This window comes from Chitinophaga sp. GbtcB8 (assembly GCF_019091455.1).
GTDB lineage: Bacteria > Bacteroidota > Bacteroidia > Chitinophagales > Chitinophagaceae > Chitinophaga.
On the sequence record NZ_JAGXJN010000039.1, the window covers coordinates 57,848 to 78,420 of the forward strand.

A 20,573-nucleotide genomic window follows, 5' to 3' on the forward strand; every position below is an offset into this window, starting at 1 on the left:
AGTAAGCATGATGAAAAGGTACCTATGGATATGCATGGTAATGCTAACCGCACTGCGTGCGCGGGCGCAGGTAAGCATGACAGTGCAGCTACCGCCGGTTGGAGTGATGCAAAAATCACAGTTGTGGAATATGCTGCTGGTATCTGCTTCCAGCGCACCTGCGAATGTGAAGATCGTATTGCGGCTGTCAGATGCACAAACCAACCAACCATTGTTAACGGGTATCTCACGCACCATTATATTATATAAAGGCGCAAAACAGGTAAAGATGGAGGATGCAAGCCCGGTGCAATATGAATACCTCTCTGCCGCTGTGGACAGGAATGTGAACGGGCTGCTGGCCACCGGCAACTACCAGGCTTGTTATAGCATTGTGGCAAGTGGCCACAGTGGCGCATTGCTGGCCGAAGATTGTATTCCTTTTACTGTTGAACCGGTAAGCCCGCCTTTACTGAATGCACCGGCTAACGGAAGTTTGCTGGAAAGCGTTTTGCCGCAATTTACCTGGCTGCCGCCAGCCCCGCTGAACATTTTCAACGATCTGAATTATGACCTGGTATTGGTGGAGTTACGGAGCGGCCAATCTGCAGCAGAAGCCATACAGCAGAATATCCCGGTATTCCGGGCCATGCATAACAAAAACATTTTTGTTAACTACCCGGCATCAGCGGTAGCACTGGATACCGCTAAAACCTATGCCTGGACCATCACTGCAAACAATGGCCCCCGGTATGCAGCACAAACGGAAGTTTGGACCTTCCGGATCAAAGGCATGCAAAACAAGCAGGCAGCCAACGCAAATGCATATATGCAGCTGAAAAAAGAGCTGGGTGCTGCAGTTGCTAATAGTAGCGGCCCGCTTTATTTTTCCTACAGCAATGATGCAAATGATAAAACCGTGCAGTATGAAATAATCGCCTTGCAGGAAGGCAGCAGCGCTATTCAGCATGGGAAGCTATCTCTGACCGTAGGTGATAACCTGCTGGAGCTGGGTTTGAAAGGAAGCCGGCTGGAAGATGAAAAAACCTATTTATTCCGTTTGTTAAACTCCCGTCACGAGTACTGGCAAATGAAATTTATTTATACCCGGCAGCATAAACAATAACAGCATACCTAAATATATTTTACATGATACTGGCACGAGTTGCAAAAGGCAGGAAAGTGATTGCTATAATATGGCTGATGATGCTTTATATGGAAACCGTACTGCCGCATTATGCAAGGGGAGCAATAGTGAGCACCGGTAACCGCATTTACCCGGTAGCTAATTCCAATACTGCTGTAAAGCCTGCAGTGCATATAAACAGAATAAAGAATGTTTTGCCGGAGAGCAGCGCAAAAGGAAATAAAGTGAAAGCAATAGCTGCCGGTAATATCGGTGGTCCGGGCCAACCTGAAAGCCGCGCTTTTCACCCGGTGAACAATGCCAATATGGTAGATCTGTTTACGGGTGATTTCTCCTACACCATTCCCTTAATGGATGTAGGCGGCTATCCTATTGCAATTGGTTATAACAGTGGTATTACCATGGACCAGGAAGCCAGCTGGGTGGGGCTGGGATGGAACATAAACCCCGGCGCCATTACCCGTAATATGCGTGGCATACCGGATGATTTTAATGGTACGGATTCTATTGCTAAAACAGCTTCCATAAAGGAGAATAAAACAACCGGTGCAACATTAGGTTTGGGAGCAGAGGTAGTAGGTTTTCCGATAGGCTTAAGCGGCAGCCTTGGGATTTTTACCAATACCTACCGGGGCTGGGGGCTTGAAGTAGGCATAAACCCTACCATTAACGTTGCTGCTGGTAGTAAGGGTGTGTTAACAGCTGGTTTATCTCTTACCAATAATTCACAGGAAGGTATTACGCTGTCGCCTTCATTAGCTCTTAAAACAAGTCAGGAGCAGGCAGATGCAATAGGTTTTAGTGGCAGTACATCTGTCAGCACGGCCTATAATACAAGAACAGGCATGAAGGCATTGCAGCTTTCCCAATACCTGAGCACCTATGGTGGTAGCTATTCCGGAACGCTGCTCTCATTTGCATATCCTTCATATATGCCAGCTATCAACCTGCCTTATACAAGTGAGAATTTTTCCGCTTCTTTTGTGCTGGGTACGGAGTTTAGCGTGGTACATCCCAGCTTGTCTGTCAGCGGCTATCAATCCAAACAATATATTGCACCCGAAGACCAGCATCGGTCTATACCAGCCTACGGTTATCTGAATTATCAGAATGGTGCTACAGATCCCGGGGCATTGCTGGACTATAACCGGGAAAAGGATATTCCCTACCGGGAAAAACCGCAAACCAAAAATATCGGTATACCTGCTTATACCTATGACGTGTTTTCCATGACAGGGGAGGGCACCGACGGTATGTTCAGAGCCTACCGCGGTGATATTGGTTATGTGTACGATCATCATATGCGTACAAAAGATGCATCCGACCGGGTAAGCCTTGATCTTGGTGCGGGGCCTCAAATAGTACATGGCGGTGTTGACCTGAATTTCGTAAGCGCCAATACGCAAAGCGGACCCTGGATAGAGGAAAATCCACTGGCAGCTACTATTGGTTTCCGGAGATCAGATAAGCTCTTTGAGGCAGCTTATTTCCGTAATCCTGCAGAAAAAGTAGTGAATACCAAAACTTTTTATGACGCAGTAGGCGGGGACGATGCGGTAACCGTTGACCTGTTTCAGCCAGGTAACAGCAGCAGCACGCTTAGCACAACTAATGTGCTGAAACGCTATCGTAATAAGAGCTATATAGATAACATCCAGCTGCGGAAAGAACAGGCATATAAAGCATCGCGGGATAAAAGAACCCAGGTAATATCTTATCTCACTGCAAAGGAGGCCAGCACCGTAGGTCTTACAAAGTATATAGAAAACTACAAGCTCAATACCTTTCAGCTTGAAAACTGTGATAATAACTTCCCGGATGAAACAACAGGGGATGGTACCGGTCTGATAGGAGATTATCACCAGGGAACAGATGTTAATCACTGGTTATACTCAAGACTGGATCCGCAGATCAACTTTGCCAAAGTAGAGGCAATGACCAATGAGTTGCCCGATTATGTTGTAGATGCCATGAAGGATGAGTTTTCCATAAGCTGGAAAGGGCGCTTGAAAGCAGATGTTACCGGCCACTATATCATATCTACCGGTAGCGACGATGGCGCTGCGGTTTACATCAATGGTAACTTTCTGATTAATAGATGGGGCATACAGGGAGAAGGTGAATCAAGCATGGGTAAAGTGGATCTAAATCTTGTAGCCGGCGAGTTTTACGACATAAGGGTAGATTACTTCCAGTTCAGAAAGAAAGGGGCTATGAAGCTGTACTGGGAGTATCTTGGTCATCCCAGGGAGATCATTCCCACTAAATTCCTTTATCCGCCGCAAACAAAGGACGTATTTGAGGTTAACGGCGGCGCCATATTAAAGGAAAAACGCGTAAACACGTTCCGTAAAGAAAATCATCTCTCTGAAATAGATGTTTTAAACCCCGATGGCAGAAGATACGTATACGGGCTGCCGGTATATAATCTTAAACAGCAGGAAGCTACTTTTTCTGTTAACGCATCAGATGGTAATGCCGCAGAAGGCCTGGTAACATATGTTCCCGGTACCGATGATTCAACGGAGAATAAAAAAGGTAATGATAATTATTTCAGCCGTGAAGATATGCCCGCCTATGCGCATTCTTTCCTGTTAACAGGTATCCTTTCACCTGATTATGTGGATCTTACCGGCAATGGTATTTCAGATGACGACCCGGGTGATGCCGTAAAATTCAATTACACAAAGATGGCAGGCATCCTTAATCCATATAAATGGAGAACACCTTATAGTGATAAGGCAGGATATAACGAAGGGCTAAAGACCGACAACCGCGATGATAAAGGCAACTATGTATATGGCGAAAAGGAGCTATGGTATCTTAATACCATAGAGTCCAAGAACATGATCGCCACCTTTACCGTCAGCGACCGGGAAGACCTCTACGAAATTGACCGGGACGGCAAAAAACAAAAAGGTCCCGCTAAAAAGCTGGAGGAGATCAACCTGTTTACAAAGGCTGATTTTAAGAAACATGGAACAAGTGCAACACCGGTAAAAACAGTGCATTTCAGCTACAGCTATAGCTTATGTAAAGGTATTAATACAGGTGTACTGGATGAGAACGGACAAGTGAATGATAACGGCAAGCTTACTTTGGATAGTATATGGTTTACCTATAATGGCAACAATAAAGGAAGGCGTAACCCTTATATATTCTCCTATAATACTAACAACCCGCGTTATAATGCCAAGTCATATGACCGCTGGGGTAACTATAAGGATCCCTTGCAGAATCCCGGCTCCGCAGCCAATAATGTGATCACAAATGCGGAATATCCCTATGCTTTGCAGGATAGCACTATTGCCGCTGAAAATGCCGCCGCCTGGACGCTTGATTCTATTGTACAACCTTCAGGAGCGCGTATGAAGATCACCTATGAAGGCGACGATTATGCATACGTGCAAAATAAACAGGCTGCGCAGCTATATAAGGTAGCCGGGTTTTCAGCGTCGGAACCTGAATTGCTAAGCGATCTTACCAATAAGCTGTACAGCAAACAAAATATCTACTATACCACAGACAATTTATATGTAGGTATTAATGTGCCTGAAAAAGTGAACAGTAAGCCGGAGGTGTTTGAGCGCTACCTCAGGGGCCTGGGCACCACTTACTTTAAGCTTTTTGTAAAAATGCCATCGGATAAATGGGGGTCCGGAAGTGAATATGTGTCCTGTTACGCTACGCTGGATTACTCAGACGGCGGTTATGGCTTTATTAATGATAATACCATTTGGGTAAAAATGAAACCCATTGATAATAACGGGGAAGAAGGCGGATCATATAGCTCACTGGCCAAAGCCGCTATCCAGTTCCTGCGCCTTAACCTGCCGTCAAAGGCTTACCCAGGCTCAGATGTTGGCAGCGATGCTGATGTAGGATCTGTAGTAAAAGTGGTTGTAGGCATGGCAGATAATGTAAAGAGCATGTTCACCTCCTTTGATGAAAATGCACGGAAAAAGGATTGGGCGAAAGAAGTAGATCTGAACCGCACTTACATACGGCTGAACAATCCTTTCTTTAAAAAATACGGCGGCGGGTTAAGGGTAAAAAGAATAGTTACTTATGACCACTGGAATGCTATGACAAAGCAAAAGGAAGCACAGTATGGTGAAGAATACCAGTATACTACTACCAAACGGATAAATGGTAAGCTGGAGCTTATCAGCTCCGGTGTAGCATCCTACGAGCCTATGCTGGGCGGAGAGGAAAACCCTTGGCGTGTGCCTATACAATATAAAGAGCAGGTAGCCGCCCTTGCGCCGGTAAGCATAGGTTATACGGAAGAGCCGCTGGGAGAATCCTTTTTCCCGTCGCCGGTAGTTGGTTACAGCAAGGTAATGGTACGGTCCATCCACTCAAAGAACACCCGCTCTGCCAATGGTTATGAGGAAACCACCTTCTTTACCAGCTACGATTTCCCTACGCTTACCGACAGAACGGAGCTTGCCGACGGAAAGAAAAAGTATAAGCCTGCGCTGGCGAATTTCCTCCGCATCAATGCAAAACACTTCCTGGCAATAAGCCAGGGCTTTAAGGTAGAGCTGAATGATATGCATGGCAAGCTCCGTTCAAAAGCAACCTATGCAGAATCAGACCCGGATCATTATATAGCCTATACCGAAAATTTCTATCATGTAGATAACCTGAACCAGGAGTTCAAACATCTGAATAATACAGTATCAGCTATTACTCCGCAGGGTGTGATTGATGCCAGTGCTTCAATTGGGAAAGACGTGGAAGTAATGATGGATATGCGGGAGCAACGCTCTGTTACCAACGCATATAACGTGAACCTGAATACTGAAATGTTTGCCGCAGGTATAATACCATGGATCATACCGTCCCTGTTTAACCTGGCACAGCGGGATGAGAACAAATTCAGGTCCGTGGCCCTTACCAAGGTAATTAGCCGCCATGGCATAATTGACAGCGTACGGGCGGTGGATAAGGGTAGCCGTGTAAGTACCGCCAACCTGTTATATGACAGTGAAACCGGGGAGCCGGTGTTAACCAGCACACAAAATGAGTTTAACGATCCTGTTTATCATTTTACCTACCCTACTGCCTGGGCATACGACGGTATGGGCGGCGCTTATAAGAATATAGGCTTTACCCTGGATCATGTTTATATGAAAGAGGGAAGAATAACCCAGGGATTGCTGGCTGGTACGGAAGCCAGCTATTTTACCGGCGGCGATGAGCTGCTCATATGGTCGCACCCGAAGACCTATGGATCGGATTGCGATCCGCAGCCGGCTACCTTTCCCAGTGCCGGAAAAATATGGACGGTAGATGCCAATGCTATGGCTGGCGGTACGCCAAATATTTATTTTGTAGATGCAGATGGTACGCCATTCAGCGGGAATGATATTTTATTGAAAATTATACGTTCCGGCCGCAGGAATATAAACACTGCTGTAGGAGAGGTAAGCATGCTTGAAAACCCGGTTGTGGACGGCAGTTTAGTAATAGACATAAATGCAAAGATCATAGGCGCCAGCGCCACAGAATTTAAGCAGTTTTGGAAAGCGGCAGACCACAAAAAGGCCGGCACGGTAACAGACTGCATTCCCACCGCCTATAATATTGAGGATTGTATTATTCGCACTTACAGCAACCAGGAACTTAAGCATGACTTTATAAAGGAATGTACCAGCGGTACAGGATCCGTAGTAACCTATACGGTGCCTGCCGGAACCTATACTTCTACGATCAACCAGGAAGATGCAGACGCGCTGGCGCAGGCAGATATAGATGAAAACGGACAGGCGTATGCCAACGCGAATGGCGTTTGCAGCGGCCCGCCATGCCGTATAACAGTAAGGGGCAGAACAGAGGCGGATGTGCCGGATGCGATTGGAAAATTTCAGGTAAATGTAACAAGCGATCTGACAAATAGCCCTATTATTTATACCACAGAACCTCCGTTAGGTCCTGTTGAAAATCCCATTCCTTACTGTATCCACTTTGATACGCAGGTGAATGAGAATTATGGAGTGGGTGTGTATACTAAGAGAACGGAAGGCATATATGTAATTGTAGGAAGCGAGGAAAAATTCTGTCCTCCGGATGTGTTGCAGGAATTTGTATTGAGGAATCCATCAGAGATCATTGTGTCTACAACGCAGCGTACGCAGTACTGGAACAGCGAGCAATTCCAAAAATTTTCTAAACAGGGTTGCGATGCAGCACATGAGGGATCCCTGGTGAAATATACAGTGCCTGCGCATATTTATTCCTCCTATGAAAGCCAGCAGGCTGCTAATAACCAGGCCATTGCAAATATTAATGCTAATGGGCAGGACTATGCCAATACGGGAAATAATGGTATCTGTGTATTACCGGGTTCTCTTAATATACGTGTTAAGCCAGGTGCAAGCGGGCCTGGGGGAAGGTTTGGCATTGTTGTAAAGAATGCGGTTACCCAGGAGGAAGTGTTCAATGAAGATTATTTTGATACCGTTGAATTAGCGCAAAATCTGAACCTGCCTGAGGGTGGCTATACCGTGCAGATCACCTCAAACGACATGAATGGCATGAAGGTTACGGTGAATGCAGATGAGCAGGCTATTAGCAGCGGAGGATCAGCTACCTGGACTACCTCCCACACAATTGTGGTGGAAATGGCTTCGGCGCAATAACATTACTTACAGTAAACGGAATATATAATGATGTCAGTAATAAATAAAATATTAATAGTGATTACGCTGCTGGTGTGCCTGTTCTCAGGCATGGCTACGGCGCAAAAAGTGACTGTTTGGAGGTTACTGCAAATGCCGGATGGGACGGAAAGGTTAATAAAATACGACTCTATAATAACCAGGAAGAGTAACGCTATCGCGCCGAAAACAGCAACTGCTAAAAGGTTAAAAATGGCAACAGCTACGGCTGCGGAAACGTCCTGCACCTGTACCTGCCTGAAACCCCTATTCGATTACCTGATAGCTTCCCACCGGTTGTTTATACCCGCTACGGATAATATACTGGTTTCTACCCTGGTACAGGATGCCAATGATGCCGGGTATACAGTGGACTATAGAATATGTAATGTGCTAAGTGATAACATCAATAAACCTTTTTTTGCCTTAACTACTGATGCGGTAAGCACCGTTTATAAAGCAAGGATAGGGGATTGTATGGTTTCATTGAAGTCTTTAAGCAGCAGCCCTGTAAGCTTTTGGGGATTAGTTTCAAATGAGTGTACCGGCGATGGCAAGGTCACGTATCAGGGTGGCAATGTTATAAATAAAACATTTCAGGTAACAGAAGCAATGACGCTTTATAATGTTAGCCAATCTGAACATGTTTTTACCGATCCTTTTTATACTACCGGTAATGTAACTACGCAAAATGGCTACCAGAATTTAGTAAAAGACACGCTTACCCAAAAAATAGTAGGCGCCTATGAATTTACTAAGAACACAGCCCCTGTGGGTAGTAAGGAGAGCTACACGGTATTTACAAATTTCAGGTTCGGAGGTGTTGAAAATATACCGCCGGATGCAGTTATACAAGCAGCAACGCTTAAGTTGTATGCACACCCCGCTGGGTTTATGCCGCCTGTATATCCAAATGCACATACTACTTCTGCTGAAGCCGGATTTTTTTCAGCATGCCTGGTTGTACCTGGATGGCAATGGCATAATACAACAACGTCAGGAGATACCTTGACGCGAACATGGCTTAGTTTTGACAATTTTCGTTTGGATATTACTTCGCATTTTCAGGACATTACGTTTAATGCACTGGATCAAGTTAATTTTTGGAAACAAAATGAAAACAGGGGCTTTTCTATAACGTCCCGTATTGCTTCCGGTAATCCGGCAGCCTATGGAACTTTTTGCTCACAGCTGTATCCAGATCCTGCTAAACGGCCTGCATTGGATGTAACCTATGTAGTTCCTGTGGAGGAGGGGGCTACCACTGCCCAGCTTCAGGTAGACTCCTGTTACACCTGCACCACGGTTACCTCCGGTATCTGTTATAGCGCTGTTACAGATGTAAGCGTAAATCCTTATGTATATAGCCTGGCAGGCAACTGGCGGCCTTACAGGGCTTATACTTACTACAATACCCGTTCTGCACCGCCTTTCCAAACCAAAACCAATATACGGCAAGATGGGCAGTTTCCCTTATTTACACCATTCTGGAATATGCAGAACAATCAATTAATGCAGCCGCAGTATGATGAATTAAAGTGGGTATGGAATTCAGAAAGCACCCTGTTTAACAGGAAAGGTTTTGAGCTGGAGAACAAAGATCCGCTGGGCCGCTATAATACCGGCCTGTATGGATATGATTATACGTTGCCAGTAGCAGTAGTACAGAACAGCCGTTATCGTGAAAGTGCCTTTGATGGGTTTGAGGATTATTTCTTTGAACCGGTTATTTGTGATAACGCTTGCGCCAGTGGCAGGAACTTTGATTTTTCAACGTACAGGGACGACCTGGATACGCTTGAGAAACATACCGGCAAATATAGCCTGCGTGTGGCTGCCGGCACTTCAATCGGCGTTAGCGCTCCCTTGGTAACAGAAGATAATAACACGTTCGGACTTTCATTTAATAGAGATAATAGTGATTGCGGAGATGGTAAGGTCGTGCTGAAAAGCGTAAGGGCTACGGCAGACGCCCTGTTGCCGGTATTCTCACCATTATCCGGTAAGCAGGTGCTGGTAAGCGCCTGGGTAAAAGAAGCCCGGGACTGCCATTGCCAGAGCTATGCAAATAGCCAGATAGGGATTGTAGTGGAACAGGCGGCCGGTAATGCGACTGTTATAGCAAAACCGGCTGGGAATATTATTGAAGGCTGGCAGCGGATAGAACAGGTGGTGGATGTTCCCGCAGGCGCCACCCGCATATCCGTTAACCTGCAGTCAACAGGCAGCGCCATTGCATATTTTGATGATATAAGAGTACATCCCTTTAACGCCAATATGAAGTCATTTGTATATAACCCGGTAACCCTGCGGCTTATGGCAGAACTGGATGAAAATAACTATGCCACTTTCTATGAGTATGATGATGACGGCACACTTATCCGCCTGAAAAAAGAAACAGAAAGAGGTATTAAAACCATTAAGGAAACAAGAACCGCATTGTTAAAAGAAGACCAGTGATCATGAATAAGTATATACCGTTAATAACAGCCTTACTAATGGCCATAAGCAGGCCGGCAGCAGCACAATCCGGGCAGGATGTGGAAAAGGTAATGCAGGTGATGAATGAGGTGCAGGCATTTTATAACGCCCGCCCGCAGTCATTCAATATATATTATACTTATAGCAACGAACATACGCCCGGGAAAATATTGGATTCGCTAAACGGTAAAATGGAGTTGTCCGGGAAGTATTACCGCTATACAATAGGTAATACGGAAACAATTCATAATAAGCATTATACGGTTGTGCTGTTTAAGGAAGATATGCTGATGTATGTGGCAAGCTCCGGTTCTTCCGGAAGCCAGGCCAATCCTTTGCTACCAATGAGAGGGTCATTGGAGAGGGCAGGCGTTAGCCGCTGTGAGATCACGCATAGTGGGAGCCAAAAGCTGGTGCAGATCAGTTTGAAGGAAGGTGCGCCCTATAAACATATAGAGCTTACGCTGGATACACTTTCACAACGTTTGCTTTCCATGCGGTATATAGTAAAAACAGCCCTGTTAATGGATGCACCGGACACTGCACCGGGATCGGAGTATGATGAATATGCCATTGTGCAGGCTGTTATGAACAACTATAAGCAGCTGCCGGAAGATGAGCGGCGTTTTGATGAAAAGCAGTTCTTCAGCAGGGAGGGCAACGAGCTAAAAGTTACCCCCGCTTATAAAGAGTATAAAATATTTATTGGATCTCCCAATCTATGAAAGATATGATGCGTTTATTGCACAACCGGATCGGCCTGTGGCTTTTAACTGCCCTGCTTGTTACACTTGCAGGCAGCTCCCATGCACAAACAGGTACAGGTATAACATTTAAAAAAGTGCTGGATGGCAGCAAGGGACAATTGGCTAAAGACTCCATGACCGCCATACAGGACAGCGCTTATTTCAGCGCTACCCTGCAAAGCAAGCTGGATACGCCTTACCAGGTTACTAACGTGGTCACCTTTAAGATCAACGAATACGCGCCCTTATATTTGCCTGCGCAGTTTACTGCCACGGCTAATGTGCGTATTATTTATACCACCCCCGGCCTTATAATTGACTCTATAGACAAATCCCTGGAGATCAGCTATGATACAGCCCATGCTTTTATGGCCCGCAATAGCTTTGTTTTCAGTAATGCGCACCAGGTGAGTGTAAAGGTGTTAAGCGTTACCGCTTCTGTGGCTGGTCTGTTGCCCGCATTGATGCTGGAAAATGAAATGCAGGCCCACCCTGTGTACAAACTGTCTTGTGTGGACGATGCGATTAAAAGTTTCACCACGGTAAACCCGGAGAACACGGATGGAACGGATGAAATTAATGTCAGCTGGCCTGCTGCTATAGGAGCCGATGAGTACGATCTTGAATGGGCTTATATCGATTCCTCTGCATTGGGGCGTTATGGTACACCGCCCGATCCCCGGCTGTTGTTTGAGAATAATGCCAGCCGTGTTACGGTAGCAGCTAACAGCTACGCAGTACCGCTGATCTATGATAACGGTGGCGTACTGTTTTACCGGGTAAGAGCTGTGCAGGATAAGGAAAATAACAGCCGGCTGGAAACAGCCTGGAGCTCTGACTTCACGGGCGGCCTTGGAAGCTTTAACTTCATGGGACATCAACGGCATCTGAACTGGCAGTCGGATATCAGCTATGCCGAAGAGGGTAAGCGTAAGGTGGTAGTGCAGTACTTTGACGGCAGCCTCAGAAGCCGTCAAACAGTTACCAAAGACAATAGCACCAATACAACGCTGGTAGGAGAATCTTACTATGATTACCAGGGCCGGCCGGTTATACAGGTAATGCCGGCGCCAACGCTGAGTAATATTATTAAGTACAGCCAGAACTTTAATACCGATATAAACGGTGCAGAATATGACAAGGATAAATACGACCATATAAATGATCCTTCGGAATTTCTGGACGCCAGCGCAGCAGAAATGGGAGGAGGGGCAGGCACCTATTATTCTCCCAATAATCCCGATCCTGACAAAAATACGGGTATAAGCCGCTTTATACCTGATGCACAGCAACATGCCTTTACTGAAACATCCTATACCCAGGATAACACCGGCCGCATTAGCCGGCAAGGGGGATTAGGTCCGGTGTATAAACTGGGCAGCGATCATGAAACCAAATATTATTATGGAGCGCCTGGCGATAATGACCTGGACGCTATGTTCGGTACGGAAGCAGGCGATAAAAGCCACTATTTTAAAAACACGGTAAAGGATGCCAATGGCCAGTATTCAGTAAGTTATGTGGATATGCATGGCCGTACCATTGCCACTGCATTAGCCGGTTTACCATCTAATGCAGATATGGCGCCATTGCCTTCTTATGCTGTATTTAGCAATACAGATATACTTTCCGGCCCGGGCAAAAATGTGGTAAAAGACCTGGTAATGGAAAGCCGCCAGTCGCAGGTGGTAACAATGGAGGACAATTATGATTTTAACTACACGCTAACACCGCCGGTATTAACAAAGAAAGATTGCAATGGAAACGATGTATGTTATAATGGCCTGTATGAGCTGCAGGTAACCATCACGGATGATAGTTATAACCAGCGGCTTCCGGATAGGAAACCGTTTGAAAAGCTGGTGATGAACTATACGGTTGGCGCTATAGATCCGTCTGTTTGCGGACAGCCCGGGCAGGCGTTTAATGTTCCGTTTACTGTACGTCTTAAAGAAGGCAGCTATGAAATTACCAAGCGGCTTATTATAAGCCAGGAAGGATTGGACTATTACCGGGATAATGTATTTACGCCGGCCAACCTGTGTAAAACGCTGGACGATTTTATCGATCAGCAGCGTTCATTGGTGAGCAACCTGGAATGTGTGCCCAACTGCGCGGCCTGTTTAAGCCAGCTGGGTACACTTGACGACTTCCGCCAGAAATACGTGAACAGCGTTAAACCGGAAGGAGCGCCGGCTGACTATGAAAAAGACGTGCAGGCTGCTTATCAGAGCGCAATGGGATCCTGCGATGCCTTGTGCGGTAAATCGTCCGAAACAGATGATATCCGCCAGGCCATGCTGATGGATGTGAGCCCGCCTTCGGGCCAGTATGCCAATGTTGATGTGGAGGATCCGTATTCCGTGTTTTACAGTAGCGGGGATGCTCAGCCGCCTGCTTACCAGGATGAAACATTGGTGTATCGCGATGAAGCCGGTAACCCTGAGCAGGTATATGATGACCGGGTGAATGCCTATATAGCGCCGCAGAAACTAAGCCCTAAGCAGTTTGCAGAAAAGTTCAAGTCATCCTGGGCGGCTACTTTGCTGCCGTTCCATCCGGAATACTGCAAGCTGCTGGAATTGGAAAAATATGCCGGCAGCTACAGTTGGGACAGGGTATTTGAATCGGTTGATACTTATACTGAAGCAAAGGCAGCAGGTTATCTGAACCCTACAGGAAGCGCCAGCGCCCCGTTTGCGGATTACCCTGCTGTTGGAAAAGATGCATTGTTGCAGCAATGGCCTGATCTGCAAAGTGAGCTGGAAAATAAAATGCTGAACTGCCAGGTTAGCCCAGATGGTGCTTTTAACCTTTGGAGCGTAGCTGTTGCAAGCATCAAATGCAATGAAAGCGATAACGGGTGCTGGATCACTTATAAGAATGCGCGGCCTGCTTTTGATGAAAGCGCCTTATGCCCCGGCGATCTGGATATGGCCTGGCGGACCTTCCGCAGCATATACCTACAGATAAAGCATGATATGCTCATTAGTAAGGTAAATAGCGTTTGCCCCCAATCAGCCCCCGCCGGTAAGCAATCCCATTTTAATATTGCAACAGACGCAATAAGCCAGCAGCAGCTGCCTTATATGGATGTTAATAATACGGATGAAAATGCCGGCCGTACCGCGGCAAGTGCAGCCCTGCAGCAGGCGATAGCGGATAACTGCAATGCTTATACGGAATATTGGTTGCAGCAGCTGGCTCCTTGCCAATATGGTACAGCTGTCTGGGACGAAATAAAGGCCAGGCTGGTGCAGGTTTGTAAAGAAGGAGGGGATGCAGACCATCCTTTTGGCGCCAGTACTGTAAAGCCCTCCAGCACCAATGCTGATAGAAGCTTTGAGCAAGTGCTGAAGGACTACAACGACCAGCACCCCGTGGATCCATTGATCTGTAACGCGCAGCTGATCACAGTGCCCAAACCCTACGACCGGCAGCCTGCCTATGCCAATAAAGTAAGCTACACTAAACCGGCAGACTGTGAATGTGCAAAGCTGCAGGAGCTGCAGCGCGATTATGAGAGCAACCGGAGGCCGTTTGATGCGGATATGCCCGCCTATTTGCTGCGAACACGCCAGATACATATTTCAACGGCCGATCTGCAAAAGCTGATGGATGCCTGCAGTGGAACAGATTTTACCTGCAAATACTTTTCTTCACCGCTGAATATCCCTGTTTGGATGCAGTGTAATGTAGCGCCGGCCTGTGTTAACTGTGAGGTAGTGGATAGCCTGTTTACACAGTACAAAACAATGTACCCCAATGCATTGCCCACTGTGTCAGATGACGGTGAAGATCAGCCGCAGAAGAACCAGCTATTCGCTAATTACATGAATAATCACCTGGGTTTTGCCAAGCAGGCCTGGGAGTACCTCAAGTTCATAGATAGCTGTACCCATACGGTATCGCGTGACACATTAGTATGCATACCAGGACAGCAAATGCGCACTTATTCGGCATTTAATACCGGCGGCGGACAAACCAGCTTTGCAAGGTCCGAAGCAGTTTCGCCAATGGTATCTTTTTCAACAGATGTATTGAACAGCATCCAAAAGACCGCCGATAATGGTTATATAATGGCCGGTTCCACAACCGGTAGCGGCAATGGTAAAAAAGACGCCTATATTATTAAAACAGATATTCACGGCGCATATCAATGGGCCAAAACATATGGCGGGGCGGAGGATGACGAATTTGGTAAAATAAAACGCACTCCGGATGGAGGGTACGTTGCGCTGGGGAACACAAGATCTTTCCATAACGACAGCCTGGAAATATTCATTGTCAAAACAGATGCTGCAGGGAACGTTCAATGGAGCCAGTCCATTGGTTATAACACAACATCGGGCGAGCAGGGAATGGACATTATTACCACCAGCGATGGCGGTTACGCTTTTGCGGGTATTTATGATTTTGCACCGGGATCGGCCGACTGGATAGTGGGTACTTTAAACAGCCAGGGCAGCTTGCTTTGGGTAAAACATATAGGTACTTCTTCTTCTAACCCAACAATATATTTGCTGGAAGAAGGTAACCAGCTGGTAGCAGCAGGATCGGCTTACTTTTCGGGAGCAACTTACTATGATGCTGTTCTGATGAAGATCAGGAAAGGTGACGGCGCCGTAACATCCTATCGTGCTTATGACCTGGATGAGAGAACCAACTGGGTGTATGGTATTAATAAAACTCTGCAGGGCTATAAAATAAACCTGCTTAATTCAGAGCAGTGGCAAGATAATAATAGCAGGGGTGATATATTAGACCTGGATAACAACGGTAATATAATATCTGCTAAAACTCTATCAGCACCTCCAAGTGACTGGTATACCGGCATCCATGCGTTTTATTCACCGGATAATAGTGTTATTGTAGCGCCTCCCGGGAAAAGCAATCCCCAGGATGTATACCTGCAAAAGATAAATCCGGATAATACGGGTTTGGCCTGGTCCAATCGTATCCCACTGACCGGCAGTGAGGTTTTAAACTCAGTTATACAGAACCCTGACGGCACCATAGCGGCAGTGGGCAGGCATAGTGATCAGGGATTTTTCCTGCTGGCAAATGCATCCGGTGAAACAGGCTGTTCGGATGAAGCAATGAATTTAACTTATACCAACACCCCGGTTGTAGATAAAAGCGTTGAGTTTTCCAAATTGGAAAGCCTGTCTAATGCCAATAGGTTTGTGAGTGTTGTACCCGGCATAGCAGGTATATCCGAGGCCGTTATATCTTGTCCGAGCGCCGACAGCTGTTATACGGTTAATAATGGTCCATTGTTATGTGGTGGCTCAGAGCCTGTATTCCCATCCGTTGAGATGGATAACAGCTGTGCAGACAATGATTTCTTTGTGATCAGTACTGCTACGGAATTATATAAAGCCTATAAAGACTCTGTACTTGGCACTTTTGACAGGGATTATATTAACACCGCATTGAAAGCAGCAGATCTTGAAAACTTTACTGTTACCTATCATACCAGTGAGTATCACTATACTTTATATTACTATGACCAGGCAGGTAACCTGGTTAAAACCATACCGCCGGCGGGTGCGGTAGTAGACCGCAGTGAAACCTGGCTGAACCAGGTAAGGGCAGCCCGCGCTGCCAGGCAGCAGAAAACGCCTGATCACAATATGGCTACAGAATACCACTACAATGCATTGAACCAGGTGGTAGCCCAACATACGCCGGATGCAGGTGAAAGCTATTTCTGGTACGACCGCCTTGGCAGGCTGGCCATCTCCCAGAATGCAAAGCAGGCGCTTACTAATGCATATAGCTATACACTATATGATCCGCTGGGGCGGATCACGGAAGTGGGACAAACCATTGGCTACGGAGCAATGGATGATTATATCAGCCGTAATGATGCCAGCTTATCTAACTGGTTAAACAATATGGCCTATACCAAAACACAGATCACCCGCACTACATACGACCAGCCTTACACGCCGCTGGAAGGAGATGAAAGTCAGCATGAGCTTACTGCCGCCAACCTGCGTAACCGCGTATCCTGGACAGCCCTTTACAATACCGCCGCTGAAATGGCGCAGGGGGAATATGAAACTGCAACCTTTTACAGCTATGATATTCACGGGAATGTAGACACGCTGGTGCAGGATTACAAGCATGGCATTATGCAGGCTACCAATAACCGCTGGAAAAAAATGGTATACCGTTATGATCTTATCAGCGGAAAGGTGAATGAAGTCGCTTACCAGCCGGGCGAAATAGACGCTTTCTATCATCGTTACACGTACGATGCAGAAAACCGCCTTACGAATGTAGCCACCAGCCGGGATGGTATCTATTGGGAAAATGATGCCTTTTACCAGTATTATAAACATGGTCCATTGGCCAGGATGGTGTTAGGCCAGCAGCAGGTGCAGGGCGTGGACTACGCCTATACGCTGCAGGGATGGTTGAAAGGAGTGAACAGCACTGCCATGACGCCTGGTTTTGATATGGGAGGCGACGGCGCTACGGGCAGTATTGTAGCAAAAGATGCCTTTGGCTTTGCCCTGCACTATTATGGCAATGGCGACTATACGCCTGTTAAACAAGGAGTAAAACCTTTTGCAGAAGCAGCAGATGCCGGCGCTAACTTTAAGCCCCTGTTCAATGGGAACATAGGCGCTATGAGCGTGAACATTCCTTCACTGGGAGAACCATTGTTATACGCCTATAATTACGATGTGCTGAACAGGTTGAAAGGCATGAATGCATTGCACAACCTGAACACAACAGCTAATACATGGATACCCACCTTGCTGGATGACTTTAAAGAAAACGTAAACTATGATGCTAATGGTAATATACTGAGCTATCTGCGTAACGGCAGCCCGCTGTTTGCCGGTAAGTCCATCCAGATGGATAACCTTACTTACAACTATATTGCCGGTACCAATAAGCTATCATCCGTAAGTGATGCAGCAGCTGATGATGACTATGGCAATGATATTAAGAGTCAGGGAGATGAAAACTATCAGTACGATCCCATCGGAAATCTAATACATGATGATAAGGCAGGCATCGATAATATAGATTGGACAGTATATGGGAAAATACAGAAGATCAGCAAGCGGAACGGCGTAGATATTGCCTATACATACGATGCAGCCGGTAACCGTATCAGCAAGGATGTGAAAGGCCAGCAAACCTGGTATGTACGGGATGCTACCGGTAACATCATGAGCGTGTACACCAGCAAGGATGGCACAGTAAATAATGGGGACCTTACCCAAACGGAAACAGAGCTGTATGGCAGCAGTAGGCTGGGTATGAGCACCTTAGCTACCAATGTTGAAAATAGACCGGCACCCGTTACCACGAATATGCCAGGATTAGGTGAAGGAAAAAATATTATTTTTACCCGTGGTAACAAGCTCTTTGAATTAAGTAACCATTTAGGTAATGTGCTGGCCACGGTGTCGGATGAGAAAAAGCCTGTATCATTAGATGGGACGGTTATAGATCACTATGAGGCAAAGATCACCTCTGCACAGGATTATTATCCCTTTGGTATGCTGATGCCTGGCCGTAATGGGCATCATATTGCAGGAGGCTGGTCAACCGGTAGCAGTGTAGTGAACGGCTATACGGTGCCTGAATATTTGACGCTTGGCAGCCGTGCGGGGAACCAGCCAGGTGAGTATACTGCTTCTCAGAGTATTAATTTCACGGAAGGGTTTAACAGTGGAGTCAATGATGTGTTTAATGCTACGATTGCAGGTGATAGCTATGACGGTGGGGGTAGTAGTGGCACGGGCGATGGAAGTAGTGTGGTGACAAGTGGGTATAGGTTTGGGTTTAATGGGAAGGAGAATGATAATGAGGTGAAGGGAGAGGGGAATGAAATTGATTTTGGCGCTAGGATATATGATTCGAGGATAGGAAGATGGTTATCCCGTGATGTGGCTATCGCTCCGTGGCAATCTCCATATATTTTTGTATCTAATAGTCCTATTACAATGTTTGATCCTGATGGTAATTGGCAAACGGATGGTCACTACTGGTCTGTTTATCTTGCAGGAGTGATGTTGGGAATTGCTAACGCAGAAAGAATAGCATATTATACTGAATATCCAGATACAAAGATACAAGGAAACAAAGCAGAGGAAAGATATACATGGGCATTACCCTTCGTACAGCAAAATACTCACTCATTGAACCATGGGTTAGGCCCTTGGAAATCAGTCCTTGCAACTCGAGCCCTTATGGAACAAGACTTAGGTGATATGGAGGAATTTGGTAGATTGTTGCATAAATTGGGTGATACATATGCTCACAGACGTTTAGGGGATAATAAAGCAGGAATTCTGTATGGAAATAAAATATGGACCTGGGATCATGCTGTTGCAGATGGTAGTGACCCTGACATGATTTATAATAGAATGACAGACGGGGTTTATGAAAGCTATGTATTAAATATGACGGCAGTTTTAGCAACGAAATTTGGGAAAAGTGACGCTGGAAAATTGGATGAGGTTAGGAATAAATTGATTGAGCTTGGAAAATATGCAGAGAAGCATAAAGTGTCGTTAATTGGAATTATAAATTATGAAGTGGCTGTGGCCAAAGGCGAGAATAAATTTATAGTCCATAATAATCAAACCTTACTGCCAGGCGGTAATGCTGAATATATAAAGAATACTAAGGATTACCTGAACCAAAAAGGCATCAAGTATACAACGAAGGATATATATGAAACGCAGAAAAATTTTGGTGTTACTAAGAAAGTGTACTTGGGGACAGAGTTCAAAATAGAAAAATAGATTTATGAAGAATATATTATTTGTACTTATGGTATTGTTTCTAACTTGCTTTTGGGGGTGGTTGTTTTATTCGTTTATCGCTCCCGTGGAGAGTGCTGAATTACTGGTGTTTCTTGTTATGGGTGCAGGTTTTTACTATTTCGGATTTTTAATCGTTACTTTTCTCTTGCTTAAAGTTTTTAAATATAATAAGAAGGTCACTTTTTATGTTCCAATCATCTTGTTGATTATGACAATACTTTTAACTGAGATGGCTATTTCAATCTTTGTGGTAGGTTTGACATTAATAACCGAGGTCATGCTATTATATAGAAGATTTTTAATTAAGTAAAATACTATAGATAGGAGGGGCTAAAAATCAAGGAGATACCGCGAAGTGCAATATCCCATTGGAGATATAGATCACCCTGTTACTCTCGATCCCAAGATTCATGAAAGATGTTGAAAATTTTAAACTTGATAAATGGGTAGAGGAGAAAAAGGGATTTCTATATAAGTTTTCCTGAATTTCTTCCGGACAATCCTATAGAATAATATTGGGCATATTGTAACTTAACGGTTAAAATACTTTGTTTAAATTACCGCGACAAAAAGTATATCAGATTAGAGTTAACTAACTTTATAACATACTTTTTGTAATAATATTGACCGTCGTAGGCAGAGAATTTAACTGTCCTTGGAGAATGTTATCAACAAATGCTTGGTAGTATTACATAAAGTGTGTCAACGGGTTTAAAGATTCAGTTTTAATCGATCACTAAATATAATAGATAATTGT

At 45.4% G+C, this 20,573-nt stretch carries 5 protein-coding genes; all 5 read left to right on the plus strand.

Translation table 11 applies throughout. The features are described 5' to 3' along the window. Positions 1-7 precede the first annotated feature (7 nt). The 5 genes from KVT36_RS26230 (at position 8) to KVT36_RS26250 (ending at position 19,795) form a co-directional block, all read left to right on the plus strand. Positions 8-1,105 (plus strand): hypothetical protein, encoded by a 1,098-nt coding sequence (locus tag KVT36_RS26230; protein WP_217606413.1) that lies wholly within the window; start codon positions 8-10, stop codon positions 1,103-1,105. Between the two features lie 23 nt (positions 1,106-1,128). Further along, positions 1,129-7,773, plus strand: coding sequence for a DUF5977 domain-containing protein (locus tag KVT36_RS26235; protein ID WP_217606414.1), 6,645 nt, complete (start codon positions 1,129-1,131; stop codon positions 7,771-7,773). Between the two features lie 231 nt (positions 7,774-8,004). After that, positions 8,005-10,251, plus strand: a complete 2,247-nt coding sequence (locus tag KVT36_RS26240) for a hypothetical protein (protein ID WP_217606415.1) — start codon at positions 8,005-8,007, stop codon at positions 10,249-10,251. Between the two features lie 2 nt (positions 10,252-10,253). Continuing rightward, on the plus strand, positions 10,254-10,997 hold the full coding sequence (locus KVT36_RS26245) for a hypothetical protein (protein ID WP_217606416.1): 744 nt from the start codon (positions 10,254-10,256) through the stop codon (positions 10,995-10,997). Positions 10,998-11,002: 5 nt separating this feature from the next. Further along, on the plus strand, positions 11,003-19,795 hold the full coding sequence (locus KVT36_RS26250; RefSeq protein ID WP_217606417.1) for an RHS repeat-associated core domain-containing protein: 8,793 nt from the start codon (positions 11,003-11,005) through the stop codon (positions 19,793-19,795). Positions 19,796-20,573: the final 778 nt, after the last annotated feature.